General features: G+C 71.1%; 14 protein-coding genes. All 14 read right to left on the reverse strand.

Going from position 1 to position 16930, the window contains the following annotated elements:
• Positions 1–46: 46 nt before the first annotated feature.
• The 14 genes from NZH93_RS15900 to NZH93_RS15965 all read right to left on the reverse strand — a co-directional run bounded on the left by NZH93_RS15900 (position 47) and on the right by NZH93_RS15965 (position 16872).
• A complete protein-coding gene (locus tag NZH93_RS15900) occupies positions 47–754 on the reverse strand; it encodes a YggS family pyridoxal phosphate-dependent enzyme (protein ID WP_259623838.1) in 708 nt (235 codons plus the stop codon).
• The gene (gene pgeF, locus NZH93_RS15905) at positions 741–1448 is read right to left on the reverse strand and encodes a peptidoglycan editing factor PgeF (protein ID WP_259623839.1); all 708 of its coding nucleotides are present in this window, start codon (positions 1446–1448) and stop codon (positions 741–743) included. Before pgeF ends, NZH93_RS15900 begins: the two co-directional genes overlap by 14 nt.
• Positions 1449–1933: 485 nt before the next feature.
• The gene (gene ftsZ / locus NZH93_RS15910; protein WP_259623922.1) at positions 1934–3235 is read right to left on the reverse strand and encodes a cell division protein FtsZ; all 1302 of its coding nucleotides are present in this window, start codon (positions 3233–3235) and stop codon (positions 1934–1936) included.
• 218 nt (positions 3236–3453) lie between these two features.
• Positions 3454–3960: a DinB family protein gene (locus tag NZH93_RS15915; protein WP_259623923.1), complete on the reverse strand. Its 507-nt coding sequence runs from the start codon at positions 3958–3960 to the stop codon at positions 3454–3456.
• Positions 3961–4013: 53 nt separating this feature from the next.
• Positions 4014–4664 (reverse strand): cell division protein FtsQ/DivIB, encoded by a 651-nt coding sequence (locus NZH93_RS15920; protein WP_259623840.1) that lies wholly within the window; start codon positions 4662–4664, stop codon positions 4014–4016.
• A gap of 110 nt (positions 4665–4774) precedes the next feature.
• Positions 4775–6136: a UDP-N-acetylmuramate--L-alanine ligase gene (gene murC, locus NZH93_RS15925; RefSeq protein ID WP_372506653.1), complete on the reverse strand. Its 1362-nt coding sequence runs from the start codon at positions 6134–6136 to the stop codon at positions 4775–4777.
• 44 nt (positions 6137–6180) lie between these two features.
• Entirely contained in the window at positions 6181–7293 is a 1113-nt protein-coding gene (gene murG / locus NZH93_RS15930) for an undecaprenyldiphospho-muramoylpentapeptide beta-N-acetylglucosaminyltransferase (protein WP_259623842.1), read from the reverse strand.
• A 35-nt stretch (positions 7294–7328) separates the two neighbouring features.
• Positions 7329–8792 carry a putative lipid II flippase FtsW gene (gene ftsW / locus NZH93_RS15935; protein WP_259623843.1) on the reverse strand — a complete coding sequence of 488 codons (1464 nt, stop codon included), beginning with the start codon at positions 8790–8792 and terminating at the stop codon, positions 7329–7331.
• Positions 8789–9115 carry a hypothetical protein gene (locus NZH93_RS15940; protein WP_259623844.1) on the reverse strand — a complete coding sequence of 109 codons (327 nt, stop codon included), beginning with the start codon at positions 9113–9115 and terminating at the stop codon, positions 8789–8791. The genes ftsW and NZH93_RS15940 overlap by 4 nt, the downstream gene beginning before the upstream one ends.
• Complete coding sequence (murD, locus tag NZH93_RS15945; protein WP_259623845.1) at positions 9112–10500, reverse strand: UDP-N-acetylmuramoyl-L-alanine--D-glutamate ligase; 1389 nt, start codon at positions 10498–10500, stop codon at positions 9112–9114. Before murD ends, NZH93_RS15940 begins: the two co-directional genes overlap by 4 nt.
• Before the next feature lie 4 nt (positions 10501–10504).
• Complete coding sequence (mraY, locus tag NZH93_RS15950; protein WP_259623846.1) at positions 10505–11593, reverse strand: phospho-N-acetylmuramoyl-pentapeptide-transferase; 1089 nt, start codon at positions 11591–11593, stop codon at positions 10505–10507.
• Entirely contained in the window at positions 11590–13071 is a 1482-nt protein-coding gene (locus NZH93_RS15955; protein ID WP_259623847.1) for a UDP-N-acetylmuramoyl-tripeptide--D-alanyl-D-alanine ligase, read from the reverse strand. Before NZH93_RS15955 ends, mraY begins: the two co-directional genes overlap by 4 nt.
• A complete protein-coding gene (locus tag NZH93_RS15960) occupies positions 13068–14609 on the reverse strand; it encodes a UDP-N-acetylmuramoyl-L-alanyl-D-glutamate--2,6-diaminopimelate ligase (RefSeq protein WP_259623848.1) in 1542 nt (513 codons plus the stop codon). The genes NZH93_RS15955 and NZH93_RS15960 overlap by 4 nt, the downstream gene beginning before the upstream one ends.
• 364 nt (positions 14610–14973) lie before the next feature.
• Positions 14974–16872, reverse strand: coding sequence for a peptidoglycan D,D-transpeptidase FtsI family protein (locus tag NZH93_RS15965; RefSeq protein WP_259623849.1), 1899 nt, complete (start codon positions 16870–16872; stop codon positions 14974–14976).
• Positions 16873–16930 lie beyond the last annotated feature (58 nt).

Here is a 16930-nt window from a genome sequence, read left to right on the forward strand (position 1 = left end):
TTCCCACCACCAAGGACGGTGCGGCCACCCCTGAGGTTCCATACAGTTACGGCGAGGCTAGCCTTCGGCCTCCCAGCAGCGCCGTTCCGACACGCACGCAGGTACTTCCGTGCGCGATCGCATCTTCCAGGTCCCCGCTCATGCCCGCTGAGACAACAGTCGCAGCGGGATGATCACGGCGCAAGCGGGATACCTCATCCGCGAGCACGGAAAACGCGGTCGAAGGGTTCATCTGGATCGGTGCGACGGCCATCACACCCCGCAGAAAAAGTTCACCCGATCCGGCGACGTGATCGGCGAGGTCCCGGACGTCCGGGAGCGGGCAGCCGCCCCTGGCGGGGTCGCCGTCGATGCTGACCTGGATGAGGACGTCCAGCGGCCTGCCCCGCTGGGCCGCCGCCTTGGCCAGCGCGTCGGCCAGCCGGACGGAGTCGAGGGTGTCGACGCGGTCGGCCCAGGAGACGACCGAGCGGGCCTTGTTGCGCTGGACGTTGCCGACCATGTGCCAGGTGGGTGCCACGCCGGGGCGCAGGGCGCCGAAGTCGACGACCTTCGCCGACGCCTCCTGGTCGCGGTTCTCGGCGAAGGCGGAGAGGCCCAGTTCGCTCAGCAGGGCCACGTCGGAGGCCGGGAAGGTCTTGGTGACCGCCAGCAGGTCCACTTCGGCTGGTGACCGGTTTGCGGCCTCGCACGCGGCATCGATGCGGGCACGGACGTCGGCGAGGTTCGCCGCCAGGTCGTCACGACGGGTCAACCCAGATCACCCCTCCCAGGCGGCCGGTGCCGGGCTCGCGGCGGTGGCTGAAGAGCGTGCGCTCCTCGAAGGTGCAGCGGGGGTCCACGCCGAGCTTGCCGATGCCGAGGGCGGCCAACTGGGCCCAGAGGCCTGCTCGGAGGTCCAGCGCGGGTTTGGCGGCGCGGGACTTGGAGGCGCTGCCGGGGAGGTGCTTCTCGACGTCGGCCATCATCGCGGCGGGGACCTCGTAGCACTTGCCGCAGACGGCTGGGCCCAGGAGGACTTCGATGTTCTCGGGTTTCGCGCCGAGGTCTGTCATGGCTTTGACGGCGGCTGGGACCACGCCTACTCGGGCGCCTACTCGGCCTGCGTGTACTGCGCCGATGACGCCGGTGGTCGGGTCGCCTAGGAGGACGGGGACGCAGTCTGCCGTGAGGACTACCAGGGCGAGGTTGGGTTCGGCGGTTACCAGGGCGTCGGTGGCTTCGGCCGGGGAGTCCAGGGGGGCGGTGACGGTGGTGACCGTTCGGCCGTGGACCTGTTCCATCCAGACCAGGCGGGTGGGGTCGAGTCCTATGCCCTCGGCCAGGCGTTCGCGGTTGGCGGATACGGCGGTGGGGTCGTCGCCTACGTGGTCGCCGAGGTTGAAGGAGTCGTAGGGGGCGGTGGAGACGCCGCCTTCGCGGGTGGTCAGGACTCGACGGATGCGCACGGGGACAGCTTTTCATGGGGTGGGGGGAGGGTGGGGGTGGGTTGGGTGGGTCCTGGGGGGTCCGGTGGGTGGGGTGGTGGGTCGAGTCGGTGGGTGGGTCCGGTGGGTAAGTGCGGGAGGTGGGTCCGGGGGGTAAGTGCGGGAGGGTGGGTCCCGGGGGTAAGTGCGGGAGGGTGGGGTGTCGGGGGTAAGTGCGGGAGGGTGGGGTGTCGGGGGTGGGGTGGATGTTTGGGGTGGTCCTGGGGGCGGCCGATTTGACTTGGGGCCCCTCTTTTTGGCGCTAGTCGGGCCAAAACGGCAGGTGGGAAGCTTGCCGCCCGACTGAGTTTAGCGCCAAAAACCCCAAGTAAAATCGGCCTGACGGTGCGGTGGGTGGCGGTGAGTTGGTGGTCGCCTTTACTGCGTTAAGGGCAAGGGAAAGAAGAGAATAAAAAACGAAGGCCCCTCGCGGTTTGCGAGGGGCCTTCGTTGGTTTCAGGCTGCTGTTAGCGGCGCATGAACGGGGGGACGTCTACCTCGTCGTCCGGGTCGTCCGTTACCGGCAGGGGGCGGCTTGGTAGTGAGGAGCCTGTGCCGTGCTGGTTTGGCAGGTTGCTCTGCGGGAACGTCCTCGGCATCGTTGGCTGTGGGGTTTGGAACGCCCCGGTGTTCTGGACCGGCTGTGCTTGCTGGGGTACTGCTGCCGGGCGGGGCTGGATTGGTGGGGGGGCCTGTTCCACCGGTGGTTGCTGTTGGGGTGTTGGTGGTGCTGGTTGGCTCAGTTGGCCTGACTGGCCGGTTACCACTGTTCCTCGTTGTGGGGAGCTGAGGACCTGTGGTTCCAGCTTCTTGTGGGTTGGGCCGCCGCTGTCGAAGCCCGCCGCGATCACCGTGACCCGGACCTCGTCGCCCAGTGAGTCGTCGATGACCGTTCCGAAGATGATGTTGGCGTCCGGGTGGGCGGCTTCCTGGACCAGTGAGGCCGACTCGTTGATCTCGAACAGGCCCAGGTCGGAGCCGCCCGCGATCGACAGGAGGACGCCGTGGGCGCCTTCCATGCTCGCTTCGAGCAGGGGCGAGTTGATCGCCTTCTGCGCGGCGGTGACCGCTCTTCCCTCGCCCCGTGCGGAGCCGATGCCCATGAGGGCGCTGCCCGCGCCGGACATGACGCTCTTCACGTCGGCGAAGTCGAGGTTGATCAGACCGGGGGTCGTGATCAGGTCGGTGATGCCCTGGACACCGGACAGCAGCACCTCGTCCGCGGAGCGGAAGGCGTCCATCAGGCTGACGCCGATGTCGCCTAGCTGGAGCAGCCTGTCGTTCGGGATGACGATGAGGGTGTCGCACTCGTTGCGGAGCTGCTGGATGCCCTCTTCGGCCTGCTTCGCGCGCCGCTTCCCCTCGAAGGAGAACGGGCGCGTGACCACGCCGATCGTCAGCGCGCCCTGCTTGCGCGCCATGGCCGCGATGACGGGCGCGCCACCGGTGCCCGTGCCGCCGCCCTCACCGGCGGTCACGAAGACCATGTCGGCGCCCTTGAGGACTTCTTCGATCTCTTCGCGGTGGTCTTCGGCAGCCTTGTGGCCGACGTCGGGGTTCGCCCCGGCGCCGAGTCCGCGGGTCAACTCGCGGCCGATGTCCAGCTTGACGTCGGCGTCGGACATCAGCAGTGCCTGTGCATCGGTGTTGACCGCGATGAACTCGACGCCCTTGAGCCCGACCTCGATCATGCGGTTGACGGCGTTCACGCCGCCTCCACCGATACCGACGACCTTTATCACCGCGAGGTAGTTGTGCGGGGGCGTCATCGGATCCGCCTTCCTGATCGTGTTCGTGCCCATGCGCTGGATGGTGGTCGCCGGGTCAGCCCGGAAGGACCTCCACCCGGATTGAAACCCTCGACCTCAACCAGAGGTCCAGAGTTATGTCAACCCCGTATGTTGTTGCTGGACGGTATGCACCGGTGGTGCGTCAGTCCAGCGGCCACGCCGTAGGCCGCGACACCTATCAGCACTGTGCGCTACCACTACTCGCCGGTCAGACCGTCCAGCAGCTCGCGCACGACGTCCAAGTGCCCTGCGTGCCGACCGGTCTCCTCGACCATGTGGATCAACACCCAGCGCACGGAAACAGTGCCTTCGCCCCGGAACGGAACCTCGTGGTCGAGGTCAAGGTCCGCGGCGATCCCGCGACTCACTTCGCACTGCGCAGCGTAGTCGTTCAGCAATCCGGAGATCGTCTCGCCCGTCTCGACGCGCCAGTCCGCGTCCGGATCGGAGTCCGTGTACGGCGCCGCGTCGGGCTTGCCGAGGAGCACCGTTTCGAACCAGTACGCCTCCACCCACCGCAGGTGCTTCACGATTCCGGCCGCCGTGAGCAGTGGTGAGGGCAGCGTCGACCGCGCCGCCTGCTCGTCGGAAAGGCCTCGGCATTTGTACCCGATCGTGCTACGGAGGTAGTCGAGAAAACCGGTCAACTGGTCGCGTTCGGGGCCCGCGAGGGGCGGGTCGATCCTCGGATCGGTGATTTCCATGCCCGAAGTATCAATGCCGGGCGGTCGATTCACGACGGGTTTTCCCGAGCTGGTCAGGACACCGTCGGGAGTTCCGGGCTGGACACGTCGAAGACGGTTCCCTCCCTGGTCAGCAGCACTTCCAGCACGGCGGCCTTGCGCGGGGTGTCGTTGAGGTTGCCCCACCGCACCTCGCGGCCCCCCGCCAGCGCCAGCTTCACGTCGGCGCCGGTTTGCGCCGACAGGGTCAGCACCTCGGCCCGCAGCTTTTCCGGCAATTGCGTGAGGATGCCGACCGCCGATTTCACCGCGGGGCGTGCCTCGACGGGCAGCAGCAATTCCGGCAGGCCGATCGGGGGCATCGCCACGGTCGCGTAGTCCTTGGCCGTGGCGTCGACGAGGTGGACGCCGTCGCCCGCTTTCACGAACGCGACCGGCGAGCGTTCCACGATGGTGAGGCGAACCGTGCCGGGCAGGCTGCGGGCCACCTCGACCGACTCGACGCGCGGCAGTTCGCGCACCCGGTCGGCGATGCCGTGGACGTCGACGCGGACGAGCGGCGACCCGGACTTGATGGCCGCCTTTGCCCTGACCTGCTCGACCGTGAGCTCCTTCGCGCCGCGGACCTCCACGTCGTCGACGCCGAGCATCGGGGTGAAGAAGACCCCGACGACGAGCCCGACGACGCCGAAGATCACCAGGAGGGCGACAACTCGCCGCCTCACCACTGTTCGGCGTGTCACCCGGCCGGGTGTGCGCCGGGCCCGGCGCGCGCGAGCCCGGTCCGCGGCCGTCGTCGTCCCGGTGCGGGGTGGGCGACCGCGGACCGGCGTGCTCATGCCCGCTGCCCCAGCTCGCTGACGATCTCCGGGCCCAGCATCGTGACGTCGCCCGCACCCATCGTGACGACCAGGTCACCGTCGGCGACCAGGCTGGACACCAGCGCGGGCACGCGGTCGAACGACGGCTCGTAGTGCACCTTCTCCGGCGCCAGCGGGACGGCCTCGGTGACCAGCGCGCCGGTCACGCCGGGCTCCGGGTCCTCGCGAGCCCCGTAGACGTCCAGCACCACGACCTCGTCGGCCAGGCCGAGCGCGGCCCCGAACTCGGTCGCGAACGTGCGGGTGCGCGAGTACAGGTGCGGCTGGAAGACGACGACGAGCTTGCCCTCCCCCGCGACCGGGCGGGCCGCCGTGAGCTGCGCGGCCACCTCGGTCGGGTGGTGGGCGTAGTCGTCGTAGACGCGGACGCCCGCTTCGCGGCCCTTGAACTCGAACCGCCGCCGGACGCCGCCGAACGCCGCCAGCCCCTCCAGAAGGCCCTCGCGGTCCGCGCCCAGCTCCAAGCCCGCGAGGAGCGCCGCGAGGGCGTTGCCCGCCATGTGCTCGCCGGGGACGGCGACCTCCACCTCCACGGTGTCGACCGCCGCGCCCGTGTCCAGCTCGACCGTCGCCAGACCACCGCCGCCGTGCGGGCGGAAGTCGATCAGGCGCGCGGACCCCTTGCCGGACGCGGTGCGGCCGTACGGGCGGACCCGGATGCCGAGCTTGCCCGCGCGCTCCGCCAGCGCCGCGGCACCGGGGTCGTCGACGCACACGACGAGCACGCCGTCGGGTTCGATGCGCTCCAGGAACGAGTCGAACACGGCCACGTACGCCTCGACGGTGCCGTGGTGGTCGAGGTGGTCGGCCTCGACGTTCGTCACGACCGCCACCGACGGCGAGAAGTACAGGAACGAGCCGTCGCTCTCGTCGGCCTCGGCCACGAACACGCCACCGGTCCCCTGGTGGGCGTTGGCGCCGGACTCGTTCAGGTCACCGCCGATCGCGAACGACGGGTCGACCCGGCAGTGCTGGAGGGCGACGGTCAGCATCGACGTGGTCGACGTCTTGCCGTGCGTCCCCGCGACGCAGGCGACGCGGTGGTCCAGCATCAGCGCGGCCAGTGCCTCGGCCCGCCGCAGCACGGTGACGCCGCGCTCGCGCGCCTCGACCAGCTCGGGGTTGTCCTCGCGGATCGCGGTGGACACCACGACCGCCGTCGGACCGCCGTCGAGCTGGTCCAGGTTCTTCGCGTCGTGGCCGATCGCCACCAGCGCGCCCTGCGCGCGCAGCGCGAGCACCGTGCGCGAGTCCTTGGCGTCGGTCCCCGACACCTGACCGCCGCGGGCGAGCAGGATGCGGGCGATGCCGCTCATCCCCGCCCCGCCGATGCCGACCAGGTGCACCCGTTCCAGCGTGCTCACTTCTTGATCACCTCGAGGACCATCCTGGCGAGCACCTCGTCGGCTTCGCGGCGACCGGTGCCCAGCGTGGCGGCGCTCATCGCGGCCAGCCTGCCGCGGTCGGCCATCAGCGGCACGATCTCGCGGACCACGCGCTCGGAGGTCAGGTCGGAGTCCGTGATCATGATGCCGCCGCCTGCGGACACCACGGGACCCGCGTTGAACGCCTGCTCGCCGTTGCCGATCGGCAGCGGCACGAACACCGCGGGCAGCCCGACCGCGGACACCTCGGCCACGGTCATCGCGCCGGAGCGGCACAGCACCGCGTCGGCGGCGGCGTAGGCGAGGTCCATCCGCTCCAGGTACGGCACGGCGACGTACGCCGGGGCACCGGCCATCGCCTGCACGGCGAGCGTGTGCTTGGGGCCGTGCGCGTGCAGCACGCCGATGCCCGCCGAGGCGAACGCCGACGCCGCGCCGGACACGGCCTTGTTGAGCGAGCCCGCGCCCTGCGAACCGCCGAACACCAGCAGCGTCGGGGCGTGCGGGTGCAGCCCGAAGAACTGGCGGGCCTGCGCCCGCAGCGCCATCCGGTTCAGCCCGGTGATCGACTGCCGCAGCGGGATGCCGATGATCTCGGCCTCAGCCAGCCCCGAGTCGGGGACGGCCGCGGCGACGCGCTCGGCGAACTTGGCGCCGACCTTGTTCGCCAGCCCCGCCTTCGCGTTCGCCTCGTGCACGATGATCGGCACCCGACCGCGGGCCGCCAGGTACGCGGGCAGCGCCACGTAACCGCCGAAGCCCACCACGACGTCCGCGTGGTACCGCTCCAGGATCTCCCTGGTCTGCCGCACCGAGTCGCGGACCTTCAGCGGCAGCTTCAGCAGGTCGGCCGTCGGCTTGCGCGGCAGCGGCACCGGCGGGATGAGTTCGAGCTGATAACCCCTGGCGGGCACCAACCTGCTCTCCAGACCGCGTTCGGTGCCGAGCGCGATGACCCGCGCGTCCGGCCGCAGCCTCATGACCGCGTCGGCCAGGGCCAGTGCGGGCTCGATGTGCCCCGCGGTGCCGCCCCCGGCGACCACCACGCACGGTCCGCCTCGTTGGGGAACCCGGTCCTGCCCCGTCACGCGTTTCCTCCTAGTTCGACTGCACGGGTGTGCGACTAGCGCCCGTCACGACCGGTTCGCCGGTTGCGGGCTGATCTGTCCTGGGTCGCCTTGCGCGATTCGCGGCGACGGTACTCCGACGGCGGAGCGGACCTCCCGGCCATCCGCCGTTCCTCCGGCGGCTGCGGCGCGGCGGCCCGCCTGCCCGGCGCGCGCGGCGGCGACGACGGCCGCACCGGCTTGCGCTTGGGCGGTGGCTTGTACGCCTCCGGCGCGGGCAGCCGCAGCACGCCGCCGACCCGGCCGGGACCGATGTGCCGCAACGCGGACACCGCCTCCGCCTCGTGCCGCGCGCAACTCGCCAGCAGGCCGAACACGACCATGGTGATCACCACGGACGTGCCGCCGGAGGAGATCATCGGGAGGGTGATGCCGGTGACCGGCAGGAGCCGCACGACGTAGCCGATGTTGATCGCGGCCTGCGCGACCAGCCACACGGTCAGCGTCGCGGCCACCATCCGGATCCACGGATCGGTGTTGCGGGCGGCGATCCTCAAGCCCACCACGGCGAGCATGGCGAACAGGCCGAGGACCATCGCGCAGCCGACGAAGCCCAGTTCCTCGCCGATCACCGCGAAGATGAAGTCGCTGTGGACGTTCGGCAGGTAGTCCCACTTGGAGCTGGCCTGGCCGAGCCCCTTGCCGAACAGCCCGCCCTCGGCGAGCGCGTACTCCGCCTGCGTCGCCTGGAGCCCCTTGCCCAGCGGGTCGGCCTCGGGGTCGAGGAACGACACCAGCCGGTCGAGCCGGTAGGAGGCGCCGATGCCGAGCACGACGGCGCCGCCGACCGCGCCGAGCAGCAGCACGCCGAACACCCGCATCGGGGCGCCGACGAACCAGAGCAGGCTCAGCAGCACCACGCCGAGCGTGATCGTGCCGCCGAGGTCGGGCTGGAGCATCACCAGCGTGAAGATCCCGAGACCGACCGGCACCACGGGCACCAGCAGGTGCCGGTACTGGTTGAGCAGCGCCCTCTTCGTCACCAGGACGTGCGCGCCCCACAGCGCGAGCGCGAGCTTGGCCGCCTCGACGGGCTGGAACGAGACCGGCCCGACGACGAACCAGGAACGGGTGTCGTTGATGTCCGTGCCCAGCGGCGTCAGCACCAGCACCAGGAGCAGCACGCACACCAGCATCGCCATCGTGCTGAGGTGCCGGACCTGGCGCAGCGGGATCCGCAGCGCCACCCAGAACAGCACCGAACCGACGACCACGTAGGTGAACTGCTTCTGGAACACCGAGTACGCCGAGCTGCCGACGGCGACCTCACCGGGCACCGAGGCCGACAGCACCATCACGAGCCCGATGGCGGTCAGCAGGCCGAAGATCGCCAACAGCAGGTGGAAATCGGCCAGCGGCCTGCTCAGCCACGCCGTCAACGACCCCTTGACCCCGGTCACCCGCCGTCGGCGGGGCTTGGCGGCCTTGACCGCTCCCGTCGGCCTGTCCACCACCGTCATCCACCCACCACCGCAGTCATGACCTCACTGTGACATGGCCGCTCCTTCGGAGGCGGCAGGCTCGGCCGCCTGTAGTCGGCAGGTCGGCGCCGATTTTTTCCAAGCCGGGCAGAGACTTCGTCACCGCCCGGCTTGGAAAAAATGGGAACCGACCTCCCGACGCGGCCTCGCGTGGTGGTCAAGTCGGTGGTGGTCGGCTTGGTGGTGATCGACTTGGTGTTGGTCAGCTTGGTGTTGGTCAACTTGGTCGTCGACTTGGTGGTGGTCGTCGGCTTGGTGGCCGGGCTGGTGGTCGTCAGGCCGGTGGTGGGCTTGGTGGTCATGTGATCTGGCCGGTGCGCTCGTGCTCTACCAGGCGCAGCACCGCTTCGGTGAAGGCGTGGCCGCGGTGGGCGTAGTCGGTGAACATGTCCATGGACGCGGCGGCGGGCGCCAGGAGCACCACGTCGCCGGGTTCGGCCAGTTCGCGCGCGGCGTGCACGACCGTTGCCATGGCGTCCCGGTCCGTCGCGTCGACCACGGCGCACGGGACGTGCGGGGCGTGGCGGCGCAGCGCGGCGGCGATCTCGTCGCGGTCCTCGCCGAACAGGACGACGGCGCGCAGCCGGTGCGCTTCGGCGGCGACCATGTCGTCCACCGAGGCACCCTTGAGCAGGCCGCCCGCGAGCCACACGACGCTGGCGTGCGAACGGAGCGAGGCGACGGCCGCGTGCGGGTTCGTGGCCTTGGAGTCGTTGACGTAGGTGATGTCGTCCGACGTGGCCACCACGACCGCGCGGTGCGCCCCTGGCCGGAAGGCCAGCAGGCCCCGGCGCACCGACTCGGCCGGGACGCCGTAGGCGCGGGCCAGCGCCGCGGCGGCCAGCGCGTCGGCCAGTCCGGGAGGACCGGCGGGGAGGACCTCGTCGACCTCGACCAGGTCCTCGTCCGGGGCGAACGCGCGGTCGACCAGCCTGCCGCCGACGATGCCAAGCTGCCCCTCCACGGGCTCGTGGAGGGTGAACCCGACGTGCCTGGCCGACGGCGAGGCCTTGAGCAGCGCCGCCACGAGCGGGTCGTCGACGCCGCCCACGGCGATCTCGCCGGACAGCACGCGCGCCTTCGCGTCGGCGTACGCCGTCATGCCGCCGTGCCAGTCGAGGTGGTCCTCGGCCAGGTTGAGCAGCACACCCGCGAACGGCCGGACGGACGGCGACCAGTGGAGCTGGAAGCTCGACAGCTCGACCGCCAGCACCCGGTGGCCCGCCAGCAGCGCGTCCACGACGGGCAGGCCGACGTTGCCGCACGCGACCGCGTCGATGCCCGCGGTCCGCAGGATCGACTCCAGCATCCCCACGGTCGTGGTCTTGCCGTTGGTGCCGGTGACCGCGAGCCACACGGGCGGGTCGGCCAGCTCGGCGGCCATCCGCCAGGCCAGCTCGACCTCGCCGATGACCTCGATCCCCACGGCGGTGGCGGCGGCGAGCAGCGGGCTCTCCGGCCGCCAGCCGGGACTGGTGACGACCAGGTCCGTGCCCCGCGGCGGCTCGGTCAGACCGGGCACCAGCGCGACGCCGGACAGCAGCGTCTCCAGCGCGAGCAGCCGGTCGGCCGAGCCGTCCGTGACGGTCACCTGCGCACCGGCGGCCAGCAGGGCTTCGGCGGCGGAGCGGCCGGTGACGCCCGCTCCCGCCACCAGGACGTGCTTGCCGTCGAGGAAGGTGGCCACCGGGTCAGCTCCCGACCGCGGTCAGCCACTCGCTGTAGAACAGGCCGAGGCCGAGCATGCAGCAGATCCCGCCCAGCAGCCAGAACCTGATGATCACCGTGGTCTCGGCCCACCCGGCGAGTTCGAAGTGGTGGTGGAACGGGGCCATGCGGAAGAGCCGCCGTCGGGACGTGCGGAAGACCGCGACCTGGAGCACCACCGACAGGGCCTCGACCACGAACAGGCCGCCGATGACGACCATGAGCAGCTCGGTGCGGGTGGCGATGGACAGACCCGCCACCAGACCGCCGAGCGCGAGCGAGCCCGTGTCACCCATGAAGATCTTGGCGGGCGCGGCGTTCCACCACAGGAAGCCGATGCAGCCCGCCATCGCGGCGGCGGCGACGAGCGCGAGGTCCAGCGGGTCGCGCACGTCGTAGCAGCCCGCGAGCGGCGAGGTCGAGCAGTTGTAGCGGAACTGCCAGAAGCTGATGACCACGTAGGTGCCGAACACCATCGCCGAACTGCCGCCCGCGAGGCCGTCGAGGCCGTCGGTCAGGTTCACGGCGTTGGACCACGCGGAGATCGCGGCGTAGCAGAACACCACGAAGCCGACGACGCCGAACGACACCACGGAGATGTCGCGGACGAACGACAGGTTCACCGACGCGGGCGTGATGCCCTCGCGGTTCGCGAACTGCATGACCAGCACCGCGAAGATGATGGTCGCGACGAACTGGCCGACCAGCTTCGCCGTCTTGTTCAGGCCCAGGTTCCGCTGCTTGCGGATCTTGATGAAGTCGTCGAGGAAACCCACGATCCCGAGCGACGTCGTCAGCATCAGCACCAGCAGGCCGGACGCGCTGGGCGTCTGGCCCTGCGCGGAGTCCGACATGGCGTTCACCGCGTGCGCGCCCAGGTACCCGGCCCACATCGCGACCAGGATCGCCACACCACCCATGGTGGGCGTGCCGCGCTTGGTCTTGTGGCTCTGCGGACCCTCTTCGCGGATCTCCTGGCCGAAACCCTGCCGGGAGAAGACCTTGATCAGGTACGGCGTCAGCATGATCGAGACGAGCAGCGCGATGGCCGCTGCGATCAGGATGCTCTTCACTTGGTGCCCCCCTCCAGCAGCGCGTCGGCGACCCGCCACAGCGCGGCGGCATTCGATGCCTTCACCAGCACAACGTCATCTCCCCGCAGCTCCTCGCGCAGTAGCGCGACAGCCGCCTCGACGTCCGGCACCAGCACCGACTCCTCTCCCCACGAACCTTCGAGGTTCGCGCCCTGGTGCGTCGGCCTCGCCTGCTCGCCGACCACAACCAAACGACTGATGTCCAAGCGGACCGCCAAGCGCCCGATCTCGTCGTGCGCCGGGACGGAGTTGTCCCCGAGCTCGCCCATGGCGCCGAGCACCGCCCAGGCGCGACGCCTGGGGTTGCCCGCGCGCGCCATCGTGGCGAGCGTCTTCAAAGCGGCGCTCATCGACTCCGGGTTCGCGTTGAAGGAGTCGTTGAGCACGGTCACCCCGTCGGGGCGGGTGGTGACCTCCATGCGGCGATCGGATCGCCGCCGAGCGGTGGAGAGCCACTCCGCGACCTGCGCGGTCGTGGCGCCCAGTTCCAGCGCGACCGCGGCGGCGGCCAGCGCGTTGCCGACGTGGTGGACGCCGTGCAGGCCGAGTTCGACCGGCGCGCTGCCCTCCGCCGTCACCAGCGTGAAGCGCGGGTGGGCCTGGTCGTCGAGTTCGACGTCCTCGGCGCGCACGTCGGCCTTGGACTGCTGGCCGACGAACACGACGCGCGCCCTGGTGCGGTCGGCCATCGCGGCGACCAGCGGGTCGTCCAGGTTGAGGATCGCCACGCCGTCCTCGGGCAGCGCCTCGACCAGTTCGCCCTTGGTCCTCGCCACGACCTCCCGCGACCCGAACTCGCCGACGTGCGCGGTGCCGACGTTCAGCACCACGCCGATGCGCGGCGGCGCGGCGCGGCAGAGCGAGGCGATGTGGCCCGGCCCGCGGGCCGACAGCTCCAGCACCAGGTGCTTCGAGCCCTCGTCCGCGCGCAGCACCGTCCACGGGTGGCCCAGCTCGTTGTTGAACGAGCCGGGGGGCGCGACCGTCGTGCCGAGCTGTTCGAGCAGGTGGGCGATGAGGTCCTTGGTGGAGGTCTTGCCGGACGAGCCGGTGACGGCCACGACGGCGAGGCCCTCCGCGGCCAGCGCGTCCGTCACGTGGCGGGCCAGCTTGGCCAGCGCGGCGAGCACGGCGGCGCCCGAGCCGTCGGTGTCGCCGGTCAGCGCCACCGCGCGCAGGTGCGCGTCGTCCACCGGCGGCACGACCACGGCGGGGGCGTCGACCTCGCGGGCCGCCAGCACGCCCACCGCGCCCGCGGCGACGGCTTGGGCGACGAACTCGTGGCCGTCGACCCGGACACCGGGCAGCGCCACGAACAGGCCGCCGGGCCGGATCTCGCGGGAGTCGTACTCGACGGACGAGGTGACGGTGACCTCTTCCGCGTTCACGTCCCTGGCGGGCACGTGCACCGTCCCGCCGACGATCGTCGCGATCTCGGCGAGGCTGAGTCGGATCACGGGCGGGCTCCCCTGATCGCGGCGGTGAGCGCGTCCACGTCGGAGAACGGCTGGATCACACCTGCCACCTCCTGCCCGGTCTCGTGTCCCTTGCCCGCGACGACGACGACGTCACCGGGACGGGCCTGTGCGACGGCGTGCGCGATGGCGGCCCCGCGGTCGCCGATCTCCACGACCTCACCACGCTCGGCCTCGGGCACCGCGAGCGCCCCCGCCAGCATCGCCGCCCGGATGACGGCCGGGTCCTCGCTGCGCGGGTTGTCGTCGGTGACGACCAGCAGGTCGCTGCGGCGCGCGGCCTCCTCGCCCATCAACGGGCGCTTGGCCGTGTCGCGGTCGCCGCCGCAGCCGAGCACGGTGATGACCCGGCCGGCGACCTGCTTGCGGACGGCGTCCAGCGCCAGCGCCACGGCGGCGGGCTTGTGCGAGTAGTCGACGACGGCGGTGAACGCCTGCCCCTCGTCGACGGGCTGCATCCGGCCGGGCACCCGGACGGCCGAGAGGCCCGCCTGGATGTCGGCGGGCGCGACCCCGGCGGCGTGCAGGCAGCCGATGGCCAGCAGGGCGTTGGCGACGTTGAACGAGCCGGGCAGCCGCAGGGTGATCGGCAGCGCGAGCCCGTCCGGGCCGTGCGCGGTGAACGACTGCTCGCCGGTCGCCGTCACGGACACCTCGCCGGACGTCCACGCGGCGTCGGTCGTCATGGCCACGGTCACCGTGTCCGGCGTGACCAGGCGGCGGCCCCACTCGCCGTCCACGCAGACGACCTCGGTGCGGGCGCGGCCGTCGAACAGCTTCGCCTTCGCCCGGAAGTAGTCCTCCATGTCCGGGTGGAAGTCCAGGTGGTCCTGCGACAGGTTGGTGAACGCGCCGATGGCGAACTCGGTGCCCGCGACCCGACCGAGGTCGAGCGCGTGGCTGGACACCTCCATCACGACGTCGAGCACGTCGCGCTCGACCATGACGGCGAGCAGCGCCTGGAGGTCGGGGGCTTCCGGCGTGGTGAACGCGCTGTCCAGGCGCTCACCGGCGATGCGGGTCTCGACCGTGCCGATGAGGCCGGTGCGGTGGCCCGCGGCGCGCAGCGCGGACTCGACCAGGTAGCTGGTCGTCGTCTTGCCGGACGTGCCGGTGATGCCCCAGACGGCGAGCTTCGTGGACGGGTAGCCGTAGATGCGGGCGGCCAGCAGGCCGAGGACGCCGCGCGGGTCCGGGTGGACCAGCACCGGCACTCGCGCGTCGCGCAGCGCGGGCCGGGAGGCGCCCGCTTCGTCCGTGAGGACGGCGGAGGCCCCCGCGGCCAGCGCGCCCTCGACGAAGTCGGCGCCGTGCGCCCGCGCGCCCGGCAGGGCGGCGAACAGGTCTCCGGGGACCACGTGCTGGGCGCGCAGCGTCGCGCCGCTCACCCGCACGTGGGCGTAGGTGGGCGTGGTCAGGTGCGCGTCGACCACCGAGGCGAGCTCGGACACGGCGACAGGCTGGATGCGGGAAGGGCGAGGCGGGGCGGTCGCGACCTTGCCCTGGAGCTTGGCAGGCACGCGCGGAAGGCTACCGGCGCACGGAGCGTGGCCGACCAGCGCATGCGCGTTCGGCGGATGATCAGCCAAGATCGAACTCTCCGACCGCTCGGTGGGCTCAGGTGGACATCCGGTCGTGCCGACCGGGAACACCGCCGCCGGAGGGGCGCTCCGACGGCCGCCAGGGCTCCGACCGAGACCGGATCCCCTGGCAGCACAACACTTGTGACGTCCGCGGGGACGCCTCCGTCGCGCCCCCGACGACGGTGTCCTCATCGGACCCCCGGCAGGTTCGCCGGGGACATCCGGTCACCGTTCGGGGTGGACGGTACAGCCACCGAGCCCGTTCGGTGGGACGCAGATCACGGCGAGTAGCGCGCCGTGCTCACGGGGTGAGCGTGATCAGCGGGGACTGCTCCGCCGACAGCGGCACCTGGTAGCGCTGGGCCAGGTACGAGGCGATGTCGTGGAAGAGCGGCGCCGCGGAGCTGCTGAACTGCGTGCCGGACGGCCTGTCCAGCATGATCCCCACGACGTAGCGCGGGTTGTCCGCGGGCAGGATGCCCGCGAAGGTGATCCAGTACAGGTTGCTGCTGTAGTTGCCCGTGTTGGGGTCGACCTGCTGCGCGGTGCCGGTCTTGCCCGCGATCTGGTAGCCCGGCAGCGCGGCCGCGGCACCGGTCCCGGTCTGACCCGGCGAGTTCTGCACGACGGCGCGGAACATCTCCCGCACGGTCTTGGCGGTCTCCGGGCTCACCACGCGGACGCCCTCGGGCCGGTCGGCCTCCTTGCGGGCGCCGTTGTCGTCGACCTCGGCGCGGATGATCCGCGGCGGGACGCGCACGCCGTTGTTCGCGATGGTCTGGTAGATGCCGGTCATCTGGAGCAGCGTCATGCTCAGGCCCTGGCCGATCGGCAGGTTGCCGAACGTCGACCCCGACCACTGGTTCTGCGGCGGGACCACGCCCGCCTCCTCGCCGGTGAGCCCGGAGCCGGTGCGCTTGCCGAGCCCGAACAGGTCCAGCAGCTCGGCGTAGCGGTCCTCGCCGAGCCGCTGGGCGGCCATCAGCGTGCCGACGTTGGAGGACTTGCCGAACACCCCCGCGAACGTCATGTCGAGGTCGCCGTGCACCCACGCGTCGTTGATCCTGCGGTCGGCGACCTGGATGCTGCCCGGCACGGTGAGGACCTCGTACGGCTGGAAGAGCCCGGCCTCGATCGCCCCGGCGGCCGTGATGATCTTGTTCACCGAGCCCGGCTCGTACACCGACGTGACCGCGATGTTGCGCTTCTCGTCCTCGGTGGCCTTGCCGAAGTCCGCCGGGTCGAACGTCCTGTCGTTCGCCATCGCCAGGATCTCGCCGGTCTTGCTGTCCAGCACCACGGCCGAGCCGCTCTTCGCGCCGCTCTTGGCCGTGTAGTCGGTGACCATGTTCTGCACGACGTACTGGGTGTCGATGTCGAGCGTCAGCTCCAGGCTCTTGCCCGGTGTCGCGGGTTCCAGCTCCCGGTCGCGGTCCGCGCCGGGGATCACGATGTCGCCGCCCTGGATGGTGTCCACGACGCGGCGGCCGTTGCGGCCCGCGAGCAGGTTGTCCTGCGAGCTCTCCAGCCCGAGCTGGCCGTGCGTCGCGCCGGGCGTCATGTCCTTGCGCCAGTTCGCCGCGCCGACGATGTTCGACGCCAGCTTGCCGTTCGGGTACACCCGGACCGCGCGGAACTCCGAGCCGATCTCGTTGAACCGCTTGCGGATCGCGGCGGCCTTCGTCGGCTCGACGTTGTCCACCAGCTCGATGTAGGTGGTGTCCTTCAGCAGCTTGTCGGTCATGGTCTTCTCGTCGGTCTTCTGACCGTCGACCTCGGTGCCGAGCACCTCCTGGATCGCCACGCCGATGGCCTTGGCGTGGTCCTCGAAGCTGCCGATCGACGAGTCCTTCGCCAGCGCGTCGGCCCAGTTCTTGCGCATCAGCTTCGGCACGGCGTAGATCGCCCGCGCCTCGATGCTGAACGCGAGCTGGTTGCCGTTGCGGTCCAGGATCGCCCCGCGCTCGGCGGGGATGTCCTGCGGGGTGGCGCGCTGCTGCTGGGCCTTGAGCGACAGCTCGGCCGAGTCGAAGCCCTGCACCTGCACGAGCTTGATCCCCGCCAGCAGCAGCGCGCTGACCAGCAGCAGCCTGCCGACGGTGAGCCGGACGCGGGCGTTGGCCCCGCGCCGCTTGGCCGGTCGGGTCGCCCGCACCGACAGCGGACGTCGAGCTGGCCTGCCGCTGCTGGGCCCCGGCATGACTAACCTCCTGGCACCGCTGACGACTCGTGGCTTCCGCCTGCCGTCAGGGGATCGT

It is taken from the genome of Umezawaea endophytica, from assembly GCF_025061645.1.
In the GTDB taxonomy this organism is placed as follows: domain Bacteria; phylum Actinomycetota; class Actinomycetes; order Mycobacteriales; family Pseudonocardiaceae; genus Umezawaea; species Umezawaea endophytica.

Bases quoted from the DNA above. Each gene is read 5' to 3' on its own strand.
- ftsW (WP_259623843.1), bottom strand. From the start codon at position 8,792: ATGACGGTGGTGGACAGGCCGACGGGAGCGGTCAAGGCCGCCAAGCCC.
- ftsZ (WP_259623922.1), bottom strand. From the start codon at position 3,235: ATGACGCCCCCGCACAACTACCTCGCGGTGATAAAGGTCGTCGGTATC.
- NZH93_RS15915 (WP_259623923.1), bottom strand. From the start codon at position 3,960: ATGGAAATCACCGATCCGAGGATCGACCCGCCCCTCGCGGGCCCCGAA.
- NZH93_RS15965 (WP_259623849.1), bottom strand. From the start codon at position 16,872: ATGCCGGGGCCCAGCAGCGGCAGGCCAGCTCGACGTCCGCTGTCGGTG.
- NZH93_RS15940 (WP_259623844.1), bottom strand. From the start codon at position 9,115: ATGACCACCAAGCCCACCACCGGCCTGACGACCACCAGCCCGGCCACC.
- murC (WP_372506653.1), bottom strand. From the start codon at position 6,136: ATGAGCGGCATCGCCCGCATCCTGCTCGCCCGCGGCGGTCAGGTGTCG.